12 protein-coding genes are annotated in these 13,536 nt (G+C 65.1%); all 12 read right to left on the reverse strand.

The window, feature by feature from the left end:
* On the reverse strand, positions 1 to 550 hold a 550-nt coding region (locus VNN55_05520; GenBank protein ID HWO57006.1), incomplete at its 3' end, for a DUF6754 domain-containing protein.
* A complete protein-coding gene (locus VNN55_05525; GenBank protein ID HWO57007.1) occupies positions 547 to 1,650 on the reverse strand; it encodes a bifunctional phosphoglucose/phosphomannose isomerase in 1,104 nt (367 codons plus the stop codon). The genes VNN55_05520 and VNN55_05525, both read right to left, overlap by 4 nt.
* Before the next feature lie 19 nt (positions 1,651 to 1,669).
* Complete coding sequence (gene ptsP, locus VNN55_05530) at positions 1,670 to 3,442, reverse strand: phosphoenolpyruvate--protein phosphotransferase (protein ID HWO57008.1); 1,773 nt, start codon at positions 3,440 to 3,442, stop codon at positions 1,670 to 1,672.
* Positions 3,439 to 3,705, reverse strand: coding sequence for an HPr family phosphocarrier protein (locus tag VNN55_05535; protein ID HWO57009.1), 267 nt, complete (start codon positions 3,703 to 3,705; stop codon positions 3,439 to 3,441). Before VNN55_05535 ends, ptsP begins: the two co-directional genes overlap by 4 nt.
* 36 nt (positions 3,706 to 3,741) lie before the next feature.
* On the reverse strand, positions 3,742 to 4,869 hold the full coding sequence (dprA, locus tag VNN55_05540) for a DNA-processing protein DprA (GenBank protein ID HWO57010.1): 1,128 nt from the start codon (positions 4,867 to 4,869) through the stop codon (positions 3,742 to 3,744).
* A 45-nt stretch (positions 4,870 to 4,914) separates the two neighbouring features.
* Positions 4,915 to 5,916 carry a GTPase ObgE gene (gene obgE, locus VNN55_05545; GenBank protein ID HWO57011.1) on the reverse strand — a complete coding sequence of 334 codons (1,002 nt, stop codon included), beginning with the start codon at positions 5,914 to 5,916 and terminating at the stop codon, positions 4,915 to 4,917.
* A 29-nt stretch (positions 5,917 to 5,945) separates the two neighbouring features.
* Positions 5,946 to 6,707: a diadenylate cyclase CdaA gene (cdaA, locus tag VNN55_05550; protein HWO57012.1), complete on the reverse strand. Its 762-nt coding sequence runs from the start codon at positions 6,705 to 6,707 to the stop codon at positions 5,946 to 5,948.
* 82 nt (positions 6,708 to 6,789) lie between these two features.
* Positions 6,790 to 7,611, reverse strand: coding sequence for a dihydropteroate synthase (folP, locus tag VNN55_05555; protein HWO57013.1), 822 nt, complete (start codon positions 7,609 to 7,611; stop codon positions 6,790 to 6,792).
* Positions 7,612 to 7,681: 70 nt separating this feature from the next.
* Complete coding sequence (ftsH, locus tag VNN55_05560) at positions 7,682 to 9,592, reverse strand: ATP-dependent zinc metalloprotease FtsH (GenBank protein ID HWO57014.1); 1,911 nt, start codon at positions 9,590 to 9,592, stop codon at positions 7,682 to 7,684.
* Between the two features lie 127 nt (positions 9,593 to 9,719).
* Complete coding sequence (gene hpt / locus VNN55_05565; GenBank protein HWO57015.1) at positions 9,720 to 10,307, reverse strand: hypoxanthine phosphoribosyltransferase; 588 nt, start codon at positions 10,305 to 10,307, stop codon at positions 9,720 to 9,722.
* Positions 10,289 to 11,695, reverse strand: coding sequence for a tRNA lysidine(34) synthetase TilS (gene tilS, locus VNN55_05570; GenBank protein ID HWO57016.1), 1,407 nt, complete (start codon positions 11,693 to 11,695; stop codon positions 10,289 to 10,291). The genes hpt and tilS overlap by 19 nt, the downstream gene beginning before the upstream one ends.
* Before the next feature lie 13 nt (positions 11,696 to 11,708).
* Positions 11,709 to 13,406 carry a SpoIIE family protein phosphatase gene (locus VNN55_05575; GenBank protein ID HWO57017.1) on the reverse strand — a complete coding sequence of 566 codons (1,698 nt, stop codon included), beginning with the start codon at positions 13,404 to 13,406 and terminating at the stop codon, positions 11,709 to 11,711.
* Positions 13,407 to 13,536: the final 130 nt, after the last annotated feature.

Consider the following 13,536-nt stretch of genomic DNA (forward strand, 5'->3'; position numbering starts at 1 on the left):
GTTCGCGCGCCATCATCCCGCCGATGCGCGCCGAATAGGAGAATGATTCGCCGGCGACATACTGCACCGTCTGCGGATCCAGCGGATCGGTGTTGCCCTCGTCCAGGTAGGCCTGCTTGACCGTCTCCTGCGCGGCGGCCATCGGCAACGGGTAGAGCACCGGCACGCGCAGCGGCGTGCGCAGACGCGCCGTCGCCGCGGCAACCCGTCCGAGGACCGACAGCCCGGCGATCGTCTGGATCTGATCCAGTTCGCCGGTGCCGGGGATGAAGATCACCGGCCGCCCCATCTCGGTGGCGCGTCCGACCGCCTCATCGACCGCGCCAAGGCCGGTGAGCGGCCGGATATAGAACTTCTCGCCCCGCATGGCGCGGCGGATATACCAGAGCACCGCCGCGGCAAAGATCGCGGCGAAGATCATCACATTCAGACGTTCAATACGGAAGGCGCCGTTGCCTCCGCCATCGGCCGGCGCGCCTTCGCCTGCGCCGAGCAGCAACGGCAGCAGACAGAACACGGCAAGCATGAGGGTCCAGAGTCGTGTCCTCACCCAATCTCCCTTTTGAGCGCCGTGATGGCGGGAATGGGTGTCGGATCATGGCCCGTGGCGATGGCCACGTAGTAACTGATGGCGTCCCCCATCTGCACCAGCGACAACAGGTGCGACAGACGGTCGGTTGCATTGCTGGAAAGCGTCACCAGCGGAATGCCGCGCGCGGCGACACGGCGTTCGAGCCAGTCGAGACGGCGCGCCGCCGGCTTCGGTTCTTCGCTGGAACGCAGAACGACGACCGCCAACCGCTCCGGGTCGCCGCTGGCATCGAGTCCGACGATCTCGTTGTGATTCAGTTCCGGCAGGGCACTGGCGAACGCCACGGCCTTGCCGTTTTCGCAAAGTTGCGACTTTAAGCGGACCGCGGCCACATCGGTGTAACCCGTCGTGCCATAGACACAGACAATGCGGCCCGCCAATGCCGCCGCTGCCTGTTTGGCGGGGTTGGACACGGCGGGTGTCGTCGGCTCCAGGGCGGCCCGGGCATCGGCCAATTGCCCGGCGGTTCGCAGCAAGTCCGCCTCGCGGTCCGGCACGACTCCCCAGCGCATCAGCGCCAGCATGACAGGACCGAAAGAGTAACCTAGCGCGGCGCGCGGCATCAAGCCGCCGGGAACGGTGATCAGCGGCCAGCGTCGCGCCCGCGCCCGTTCGGCCAGTTCCCCGCCGGCGGACAGCGCGAGGATGCTGCTGCCGCGGGCACACGCATCGTCGGCGGCCGCCAGCGCCTCGGTGGTGTTGCCGGAGTAGCTGGAGACAATCACCATCCAAAAACGGTTGATGTACTCCGGCAGACGATCGGCGCGGACCACAAGCATCGGCACCGGCGACTCGTATTCCCAGTAAGAGCGCGCCAGATCGCCGCCAATGGCCGAGCCTCCCATTCCGCAGACACAGACGCCGGCGGGGGTCGTGGGCTTGTAGGAGCGCCAATCCACCTGTTGGGCCAGCGCCGGCGCTTCCTTTAGGTGCGCCGGGAAAGCCGCGATCGCATCCCACATCCCGGCCGTGTCCAGACGCCGATGGACGGACGCGTCATCGAGCGCCGCAATGATGCGCGGATTGCCGGGGGCTATGATCGAGACGGTTGGCAGCACGGTCGTGTCGGCTTGACGGTTACACCCGTATCGCGCGCACCGTCTTGTCATGCAACGTGGTCGCAAGCTTGCGAATTTGATCGGCCGTGGACGCGCCGAGGATGCGTGCGACGGTCTGGCGGCACTGCGCATACGAGGCCGCGCGCACCAGCGCCTTGACCCGCGGGATGGAATTCGGGTGGAGGGAAAGCGAGTCGAACCCCATGCCCAGAAGCGGCAGAACCGCCTTCGGATCGCCCGACATCTCGCCGCAGATACCAACCGGAATGCCGGCTTTGTGCCCGGCCTTGACAACCTGCGCCAACTGACGCCAGAGGGAAGGATGCCAGTAGTGCTGGAGGGCATGCAGCCGGTGATTGCCGCGGTCAACCGCGGTGGTGTACTGCACCAGATCGTTGGTGCCGACCGAGAAGAAATCGGCGCGGGCCGCCAGTTCGTCGGCCAGTTGCACTGCCGCAGGGGTCTCGACCATCAGCCCCAGTTTGGTCGCGGGATCGAACGGGATTTTGCGCGCGCGCAATTCCTGTTTGGCGCGCGACCAGAGGGCGCGCACCTGGTCAAACTCCTCCACCGTGGCGATCATCGGCACCATCACCCAGATAGGTCCCGCCGCGGAGGCGGTCAGAAGCGCGCGCAACTGCGCCAGCAACGTGGCGGACTTCTCCAGCGACAGGCGGATACCGCGCACGCCCAGCGCGGGATTGGCTTCCGGCGGCGCATCGGGCGCCGCTTTGTCGGAACCCAGATCAAAGGTGCGCACAACCAGCGGCCGTCCCTGCAATCCGGCGATCGCCTGGCGATAGATTTCCACCTGGCGCGCCTCGGGCGGGTATCCGCCTTTCTGCAGAAAGAGATACTCGGTGCGATACAGTCCGACACCGCCCGCCCCGGCCGCCAGCGCCAGATCGGTCTCGGCGGCCAAGTCGATGTTGGCCAGGATCGCGATGCGGTGGCGATCAGTGGTTACGGCGGGCAGATCGCGCAGCGCATCCAGCTTCTTCGGCCAGGGTGAGTGTGTGCGCTTCTTTTTGCGCTCAAAGAACTCGATGGTCTGGGGGGCCGGGTTGAGAATGACCACGCCGGAAAAGCCGTCGACCACCAGCATGGTCGCCGGGCGCACGGTGCGCATGTCGAAGTCCACGCCCGACACCGCCGGGATCCCCAGCGACTTGGCCAATAACGCGGTGTGCGACGTTTGCCCGCCGGTCTGCGTCACCACGCCCAGCACCAGTCCCTTGCTCAAACTCATGATGTCGGCCGGGGTGATGGTGTTGGCGAGGATGACCGACGGCGAGCTGGGATGGTGTTCGGCGGAAATCCCGTGGCCCATCAGTTGATTGATGACCCGCATCTTGACCGCTTCGATGTCGTTGGCCATCTCGCGGAGGTATTGGTCCTGCGAGCGTTCGATCGCCTTCTGTGCCTCGCCGACCACGCGATCAAAGGCGCTCTCCGCGCCGAGGCGTTGCGTGGTGATCGCATCCTTCACTTGCGCGCAGATCGCCGGATCATCGACGATCATCACCTGCGCATCGAAAATCTTGGCCAGGGCCGATCCGACGGTCCCCGGCGACTCCTTCTTCAGGCGCAGCAGATCGGCGCGGACCGCCGCCAGCGCCGCATCCAGACGGGCGCATTCGGCGTCGGGGCTCTCCTCCGCCATCAGGTAACGCACCGGCGGGGCTTCGTGCCCCACGCGGTACACAAACGCCGGGCCCAGCGCAATGCCCGGCGCGGCGGCAATGCCGCGCAGGCGCACATCACGGGCCATCTCCGGAGTCGGCATGGTCATCGCTCGCCGAAGCGCATCTCAAAGACCTTGATCAGCGCGTCGACCGCTTTCTCCTCGTCGGAACCCTCCGCGCCGATGGTGACCACCGACCCCATTTCCGCGGCCAGTGTCATCACCCCCAGCATGCTTTTGGCATTGACCTTATTGCCGTCTTTGATCAGCCAGACATCGGAGCGGAACTTCGAGGCGGTTTGCACAATCATGGCCGAAGGGCGGGCGTGGACACCCAACGGGTTGCTGACGGTCACGTTTTTCTCAATCACGGTCGCGGTGGCCGGCAAGGTTTGCGTCGGTAGCGGTCAGCGCGCGCGGGCAATCAAGTTGCCGGCTTGTTTGGTCACCAGACCCTTCAACTCCAGCATGGTCAGGACGCGAGCGGTCTCGCCGACCGACAGGTTCAAAGAAACCGCCAGCCGGTCGATGTGGCAAGCGGTTGTTCCGATGCCCTCGTAGACACGCCGTTCGATGTCGTTGAGCGGCGGCATCGGCGCCGCCACCGCCGGGGTCGATTCCGCACCGCGGCGGACGCGCGCGGGCGCCGCCAGCTGGAAGGCGCTCAGAATATCCTCGGCGCAGGTGACAATCCGCGCCCCCTGCTTAAGCAGGCCATGGGTGCCGGCGAATGCCTCCTGCCCGATTTCGCCGGGAATGGCAAAGATCTCCTTGCCCTGCTCGAGAGCATGTTCGGCCGTCAGCAACGCCCCCGAATTGCGGCGCGCCTGCGCCACCAGGACGCCATCGGACATCCCGGAGATCAGTCGATTCCGCACGGGGAAGTTGGCGGCGTCAGGTGCCAGCCCAAAGGGGAATTCGGTCAGGATACAGCCATGGGCCGCCACTTCGTTGACCAGATCCCGGTTTTCCTCCGGATACACCTGATCCGGTCCGGTTCCCCAGACGGCAATGGTCTTCCCCTTCATGGCGATCGCCGCCTTGTGGGCGATCGTGTCGATCCCGCGGGCAAACCCGGAGACAATCACCAGGCCGGCGGCCGCCAGATCTTCGGCCAACTGCTGAGTGATTCGGGCGCCGTATTCCGTCACCTTCCGTGAGCCGACGATCGCCAACGCCGGCGGCTCGGGGATTTCCCCCAACACGAACAGGTAGGGCGGCGGATAGCGCAGCATCGAAAGCCGCGCAGGATACTCGGGGCCGCCGTAGACGATAAGCCGCCAGGCGCTGGCCGCCAACTGGTCGACTTGTTTTTGGGCCCAGGCCAGCGCCTCGCCGCGCGCCGAATGAGTCTCCAGACGTGTTCGCGACACCTCCGCCCCGTTCCATTCGGAATCAGACCGCTCCCATGCCCCGCGCGGCGACTGAAAGGCCTCGACCAGACGCAGAAAGGTGGCGCGTCCCACTCCCGGCAAACGCGACAGCGCCAGCCAGTATTCGGCGTCGACTGGAAAGCGGGGATCGGAGACGGACATGACGGGTAATGAGAATACTCGGCCTGAGGGGCGGCGATCACTTTGTCATTCTGCGCCCGGCCGCGTCACAACTTCGCCGGGCAATAGCAACTGGTCAAGCGATTGCAGGACCGGCTCGATGCCGCGCCCGGTCATGGCGGAGATGGCAAAGTCGGCGAACGGGTAATCGGCCAGATCAACCGATCCTCCCGGCAGCAGGTCGATCTTATTGAGTACGACCCGACGCGGCTTTTCCAGCAGCAGGGGGTCGTACGCCTGCAGTTCCGCAAGCAGGTGCGCCAGATCGTCGCCCGGAGAATCGGCTGTGATATCCAGGACGAACAGCAAGACGCGTGTGCGTTGGATGTGGCGGAGGAAGCGGAAGCCAAGTCCCTTTCCCTCATGCGCGCCATCGATCAGTCCGGGCAAATCGGCCACGGTGTAAGTACGGAAGTCGTGGCGCTCGACCACACCCAACTGCGGCTGGAGGGTGGTGAAAGGATAGGCGGCGATCTTCGGCTCGGCGGCCGAGACGGCTTTCAGGAAGGTGGATTTCCCCGCGTTGGGGTAGCCGACCAGGCCGACATCGGCGATCAGACGGAGTTCGATTTTGATCAGCCGCGACTCGCCGGGCATGCCCGACTGGGCGCGGCGCGGCGCCTGCCGTGTGGCGGTCTTGAAGTGGGCGTTGCCCTTGCCGCCGGCGCCGCCCCGCGCGATGATCGCCCGCTCGCCCGGATGAATCAGTTCGGCCAGCAGGCGCCCCTCTTCCTGATCGAAGATCAGGGTGCCGGGGGGCACGCGGATGATGGCGTCGGCGCCCCCGGCGCCGGCGCGCAGGGCACCGGAACCGTGCTCGCCGTTCCTGGCGCGGATGTGTTTCTTGTATCGCAAATCCAACAAAGTGGCCAGGTTGGGATCGACTTCGGCGACCACATCCCCGCCCTTGCCGCCGTCGCCGCCGTCGGGCCCGCCTTTCGGCACGAATTTCTCGCGGCGAAACGACACACAGCCGGCCCCGCCGCGACCGGCGCTGATGCGCACAATGACTTCATCGACGAATTGCATCGCGCCTCGGGGGAACGTGATGGGTGCGCCTACGACGACATCAGCGCGGACACGTTCTCGCTTAACTTATCCAACGGGATGTTGCGGTACAGGCGTCCGCCGTGCGCCAGCGAGATCTGGCGGGTCTCCTCCGAAACGACGATGGCGATCGCGTCGGAGACTTCAGTGATTCCCACCGCGGCCTTGTGGCGCATGCCGAAGAGGTCGGCGTACTCCTCGTTGAGCGTCAACGGCAGCGTGCAGGCGGCCGCGTTGATGTTCTCGCCACGGATGATGACCGCGCCATCGTGCAGCGGCGAATGCGGCGTAAAGATGGTGACCAGCAGTTCGGCCGAGACCTTGGAATTGACGAACTTGCCAGTCTCGGCGATGTTGCGCAACCCAACATCGCGTTCGATCACAATCAGCCCGCCCCATCCCAGTTCGGTCAGCCGCTCCACCCCGCGGATGACCTCGTCCATCGAGGTGCTGTCCTGAATGCGCAACAGCGACCGGAAGAGGCGCGACTGGCCGATCTGCGCCAGCGCGCCGCGCAATTCCGGCTGGAACACCACCACCAACACGATGAAGCCCACAGTCGCCAGGTTGGTGAACAGCCAACTCACGCCGCGCAACTGAAACCAGAGCGCCAGAAAGGCAAGCACACCGACGAGCATGAGACCCGCCACGATGTGCGCCGAACGTGTCCCCTTGACCAGCAGGAACATCCGGTAAAAGATGTACGACACCACCAGCACATCGATGAGGTCGATGAGACGGAACTGAAGAAAACCGATGTGGAACAGTTCCACCGTCCCTCCGCGGCCGAGTGGGCAACGTGCACCGCATAATACGCACGCCGCGCGCCGCGGTCAATCAGGCCCGCCCACCCAATCAGCGAGGCCGGAGGGCAGCGTGCACCGTCAATGCCTGACGGGTGGCGGCCACATCATGAACGCGCACGATCGCCGCGCCGGCATCCACGGCAGCCAGCGCGGCCGCCAGCGAGCCGGGCAGGCGGTTGTCCACCGCGGCGCCGGTCAGATGGCCGATGAACGATTTGCGCGAGGCCCCGATCAGCACCGGATAACCCAGCGAGGTCAGGCGCGGAAGGTGTCGCAAAAGGGCCAGGTTGTGTTCGAGCGTCTTGCCGAAACCGATGCCCGGATCCAGGATGAGCCTGTCGCGCGCGATCCCGATCGCATCGGCGGTGCGCGCCCGGTCGGCGAGGAAGCCGCAGACCTCCCCGACCACGTCATCATAGTGGGGCGCACTCTGCATGTCGCGCGGCGTGCCGAGCATGTGCATGAGCACCGTCGGGCAGCCGCGGCGCGCGGCGAGGACGGCCATCGCTGGATCATCACGCAACGCCGAGATGTCGTTGATCCAGCTTGCCCCGGCGTCGAGCGCGGCTTCGGCGGCCTGCGCGCGGGTGGTATCGATGGAGATCGGCCCGTCCCAGAAGCGACGAATCGCCTGGATTACGGGCACCACACGCTCGATTTGCGCCTTCGCGGGCACCGACTGCGCGCCGGGGCGGGTCGATTCCCCGCCGACGTCGATGATGTCGGCGCCCTCTTCGATCATCCGCCGCGCCTGCTCGACCGCATGGACGGGGTCGATAAACTGGCCGCCGTCAGAGAACGAGTCGGGCGTAACATTCAATATCCCCATGATCCAAGGGGATGGACCGGCGGGCCAGAGGGAGTCGGGCATGGGCGCCTCAAGGAAAAGGGGCGCGGTGTTCCGCGCCCCCCAAGGAATGACATTCCGGACGGAGAATCAATTATGCCGGGCTGGCGCCCGGGGCGACGTCACCGAGCGGTCCGACCGGTCGCGGCGTCGTCGGCGCCGGTGTGATGACCGGCGCAGTCTGGCTCTTGGCGGCGGCGGTCTCGGTGACGGGCGGCAGGGCCTCGCCGCGCAACAGGATGTCGATCTGCTCGCCGTCGAGAATCTCGCGCTCCAGAAGCGCCTTGGCGATGGCGTGCAGCTTATCCATGTTCTCAGACAGCAACTTCAGCGCCTTCTCTTCCGATTCGGAGAGGATGCGCTTGACCTCGTCATCGATCATCTGCGCGGTGCGCTCCGAGTAGTCGCGGTGCTGCGCGATTTCACGGCCCAGGAAGATCTCCTCCTGCTTCTTGCCGAAGGTCATCGGGCCGAGTTTCTCCGACATGCCCCACTCGCAGACCATCTTCCGCGCCAGCGCGGTGGCGCGTTCGAGATCGTTGCCGGCGCCGGTGGTCAGTTGGTTGAACACCAGCCGTTCGGCGGTGCGCCCGCCCATGATCCAGATCAGCCGGGTCTCGAGATAGTCCTTGGAATGAGTGTGCTTCTCATCGACCGGCAGAAAGTGCGTCACCCCCAGCGCCATGCCGCGCGGGATGATCGTGACCTTGTGCACCGGGTCGGCGTTGGGGATGAGTTTGCCGAGCAGGGCGTGGCCGGCCTCATGATAGGCCGTGGTCTTCTTTTCCTCGGCGGAGATGACCAGTGAACGCCGCTCGGTGCCCATCATCACCTTGTCCTTGGCGTTCTCGAAGTCCTCCATGGTGACCTTGTCGCGGCTGCGCCGTGCGGCCAACAACGCCGCCTCATTGACCATATTGGCCAGGTCGGCGCCGGAGAGGCCGGGGGTGCCGCGCGCCAGCACCTTCAAATCGACATCGGGCGCCACCGGGATACGGCGGGTGTGCACCTTGAGGATACCCTCGCGGCCGCGCACGTCGGGGGCGTCAACCACCACCTGGCGGTCGAAGCGTCCCGGACGCAGCAACGCCGGGTCGAGCACATCGGGACGGTTGGTCGCCGCCAGCAGAATGACGCCTTCGTTGGATTCGAATCCGTCCATCTCGACGAGCAATTGGTTCAGTGTCTGTTCGCGTTCGTCATGCCCGCCGCCCAGGCCGGCGCCGCGGTGACGTCCCACCGCGTCGATCTCGTCGATGAAAATGATGCAGGGCGCGGAACGCTTGCCCTGCTCGAACAGGTCGCGCACACGCGAGGCGCCGACGCCGACGAACATCTCGACGAAATCAGAACCCGACATCGAGAAGAAGGGCACCGCCGCTTCGCCGGCCACGGCGCGCGCCAGCAGGGTCTTGCCGGTTCCGGGCGGGCCGAGCAACAGCACGCCTTTGGGAATCTTGCCGCCCAGACGCTGGAACCGTCCGGGATCGCGCAAAAAGTCGATGACCTCCTGCAGTTCCTGCTTGGCCTCATCGGCGCCGGCCACATCGGCGAAGGTGACCTTGGGACGGTCTTCCGCCAACAGACGCGCGCGGCTCTTGCCGAAGGAGAAAATGCCCTTCGGGCCGGACTGCATCTGGCGGAACATGAACAGCCAGAAGAACACCAGGATCAGCAGCCACGGGGCAAACCCGAGGAGCAGACTGACCCAGTTGACCCCCTGCTCCTTGGCCTTGATTTCGACTTTGTGCGCCTCCAGACGGGCGAGCAGATCGCCCGGCTCGCTGGTGGGCAGAAGCAGACGGAATTCCTTCACCGGACGAGCGCGGTTGTTGACGGTCTTGAGCACATCGACTTTGAAGGCGCCTTCGACGGTGCGTTCAATGAAGGTGACCGAGGCGACGTTGTCGCTGTCAAGTTGCTCCAGGAATTCACTGTAGGTCAGCTCCGCGGCGACTTCGCGGCTGAAACTGTAGTAGTTGACCAACAGCGCGGAAATGGTGATCAGCGCGATCCAGAACACCAAGGTGCGCGAGGACCGTTTCCACGAAAACGGCGACTTGCCGTCCGGCTCGGTCGAGTTGCGGGGAATGCGTCCCTTGGGGAGACCGCCGGGACGTTGTGGCGATGAATCAGGCACGCGAATCAGTCTCCTCTGTTTGAGTCGGGTTCAATCGCCCGATGTATGGCAGGTGGCGGTACCGTTCCGCCAAGTCCAGCCCGTAGCCGACCACAAACCCACCGTCGATTTTAAACCCCACATACTCTATCGGCAGTTCCGGGTCCTCGACCGCCCGCTTGTCCAGCAGGGCCACGCAGGCCAGGCGCCGGGGCTGCCGGGTCATCAGGAGCCGGCGAATATGGGACAAAGTGGCTCCGGTGTCCACAATGTCTTCTACAATGATGACGCTCCGTCCGGTGATGTTCACCGTCAAATCTTTCAACAACTTGGGAGCGCCGGAGGCGGCGGTCCCCGCCCCGTAGGCGGCCACCGCCATAAAGTCAATATGGTGCGGAATATGCATCGCCCGGCACAGATCGGCCACGAAGATGAAACTGCCTTTGAGCATCCCGATCAGAATCGGAGTCTCATCGATAAAACCGCGGTCGATCTCGCGCGCCAACTCCCCAACCCGGCGATGGATCTGATCGGCGGACAGCAAGACTTCCATCGCAGGCACCGTCCGTTCAGGGGGTATCGTCAAGACGTCTTCTTCCATGATCCCTCCACCACACGGGCCTCCAGGACCCGTCGTGTCCGGCTGGTCAGGCGCACCCGCTCGGCGATCGGAAACCCGACCGGCCAGACGATGCCCTGATCGTCCACCACCACTGGAACGAAAGGACGTTCAAATGACGGCACCTTACGGTCCGCCAACAATTCCGAGAGCGATTTGGTTCCGGGCAAACCCAGGGGGCGATAACGGTCCCCGGGGCGGGGCCAGCGGATCGTGACGGCGCCTGCCAGACGGTCGAGGTCGAAGCGGGCCAGACGACGGTCATCGGCGCGACGTTGCGCGGACGGCGCCACCACCCGGGTCCGCAACGACGGCACCGGCGGTCGTGGGCGGGCCGAACGGCGCGCGACATGCAACGCGCCCTGCGACCACGTCATGATCAATTGTCCCTGTTCGAGACTCACGGTCCCCGCCTGCTTGTGCCGTCGCCGGAGTTCGGCGAACCGCGTCACGGTCGCCGTCGTGGGCACAATGGCCAATCCCATCCGCTTGATCAAATCGCGCAGAACATACGGGTCGAACGCCTCATCATACCGCGCCAACTTCCCGGCATCAAGCGCCAACATCCCGGTCCGGGAGGGGCGCAGAGACCGCTCGACGATCCGTGCCGCGCGCGTCTCGAGGTAGACGCGCTGGCGCCAGAGCTGTTCGCCCAAGCGCGCCAGTCCTTCGACAATGGCGGGGTTTTCCGCCGCCAGCACCGGCAGGATCCGCGCGCGGATCCGGTTGCGCTGGTACTTGGCCGCAGCATTCGAGGAATCCTCCCGGTAGGACAATCCGGCAGCGGCAAGGTAGGCGAGGATGGCTTGACGCGAGACGTCATACAAAGGCCGGATGATCCGGCCTCGCACCGGTGGAATACCCGAGAGCGCAAATGTGCCGCCCCCATCCACAATCGCCGCGGCGACCGTCTCGGCGCGGTCGTCACGTTGGTGCGCGACCGCGATATGATCATAGCCAAAGCGCGTCGCCAGCGAATCGAAAAACCGGTAACGCCCCTCGCGGGCCCACATCTGAACATTTGCCGTGTCGGGGCAGGCAGAGGGGCGAAGGCGGCGGAGGTGGAACTTCAATCCCCAGCGCCGCGCCAACGCGCGGACGAACGCCTCGTCCGCCTGCGATTCCCGGCCGCGCAGTCCGTGATTGACATGCGCCACCGCGACACGCCAGCGATGGGCGGGCGCCAACTCCATCAGAACGCGCAACATCGCCACCGAGTCGGGCCCGCCGGAGACCGCGGCCAGAATCCGGCCCCCGCGTCGCGGACAACCGAAGCGCGCAAAATACGCGCCCACCCCGGCAAGGACATCGTCCGCCGCGGATCCGGCCGCGCCTGTCGGCGCGGTGTTGGGCAGGGATCGATTGCGCATTGGCTGCGGCCGTCTACTGAACACGCACGGCGAGCATGGTGATGTCGTCGCGCGACTGCTCCGGATCGGCAAAGTCGTCGACCGCCTGACGGACCCTGGCGACAATCTCCTCCGCGGAACGTCCGTGGTTGGCCCGCAAGACGTCGATCAGACGGTTCATCTCAAACATGGTGCCGTCAAATCCGACGACATCGGTCACGCCGTCGGTGTACAGGAAAATCAGATCGCCCGGCAAAAGGCCGATGGCGCGCTCCTCAAAGACCGAATCTTCGAACAGCCCCAGCGCCGTGCCCCCCTCCTTCAGCATCAGGATCGTCCCGTCAGCGCGGCAGAGGATGCCGGGATTGTGGCCGGCGTTGGAGAAGGTGAAAATACGGTTGCGCACATCCAGAACGCCATAAATCGCGGTGACAAAGCGCGAACGCTCGTTGCGTTCGCACAAGAGTCGGTTCACCTTCTGCATGATGCTGCGCAGCGCGTAGTTGTTGCGGATCTCGGCGATCAGCGAGGCGCGGAAGGTGGCCATGATCAGCGCCGCCGGCACGCCTTTGCCGGCCACATCGGCAATGGCGATCCCGATCTGCCCGTCGATGATGTCGATGAAATCGTAGTAGTCCCCGCCCACCTCCGCCGAGGGAATGTTCAGTCCCGCGATGTCGAAGCCGGGGATGCGGGGGTTGTCATCGGGCAGGAAGGTCTGCTGGATGCTCTTGGCGACTTCGAGCTCGCCTTTGATGCGGCGCTGTTCGACGACGCTGGCGTGGTCGCGGGCCCGTTCGATCGCCATCCCGGCATGCTGGGCGAAGACCGTCACCAGATCGAGGTCGGCCTCGTAGAAACCGTTGGGGATGTCACGTTCGAGATTGACGACACCCACCAACCGATCGCCGGCGAATATCGGAACGACCATCTCCGAGCGTGTCTGCTGGCGGGCGTTCTGGTAACGTCCATCCTGGGTGACATCGCGCACGATCAGCGGCTGTCCGTTGACCGCGACCCAGCCCACCAGCCCCTGGCGCGCCTTGCGTTCCAGCAGCGACGATTCCGGTCGTGCCGGCGCTTCGGCGCCATAGCCGCGGGCGACGATCTGTTCAACCTGCCCGTCTTTGCCCACAAGAAAGATTCCGCCGGCGTCATATGGCAGCACGCGGTTGAGCGAATCCATGATTTTCTCGAGGACCTCATCCAGATCCAGCGAGCTGGACAGAATCCGGCTGGCCTCAAGCAGACTCTTATTCTCCAGCGACTGCCGCTCGGCCCGGCGAAAGAGCAGGGCGTTCTCCAAGGCCACCGCGGCCTGCTCGGCCAGCGGCTGCAAGAGCGCGTCAATCTTGGCGCCGGGATTGACCTCGTTGACCAGCGCGGCGACGGCGCCGAAAACATGATCGTGGTGAATGAGCGGGACCCAGCGTTCGACACGAACGTGGTCACCGGCCACCGCCTTGATGGCCGCATCGATGTTGGCCAACGGCGTGGCAAAGGGCTGCGGATCGGTGCCGCGCGCTTCCAGCCAGCCGATCAGTTCGCCGCCGACGCCAACCGGCAGATCGTGCGGGCCATCGGTGGTCCGCGTCCAGATCTTGAAGATGACGGGGTGGTGCGTGCGGGGCCGATGCAACAGGAGCACCGCCCCTTCCGAGCCGGTCAGGGTCGCCAACAGCTCGGTGACGATCGAGTACAGTTCATCGAGACGCAGAGTCCCGTGCATCATGCGCGCGGCGACAATCAGCGCTTCGGCCTCCGATTTGGGGACAAAGCCGTGGCGACGTCCTGATTTTGGCGCAACCTTACCCTTTGGGCGCGTCGAGGCATCCATCCTACATCATCCCTGGATGAGACCA

It is taken from the genome of bacterium (assembly GCA_035559435.1).
GTDB lineage: Bacteria > Zixibacteria > MSB-5A5 > WJJR01 > WJJR01 > JACQFV01.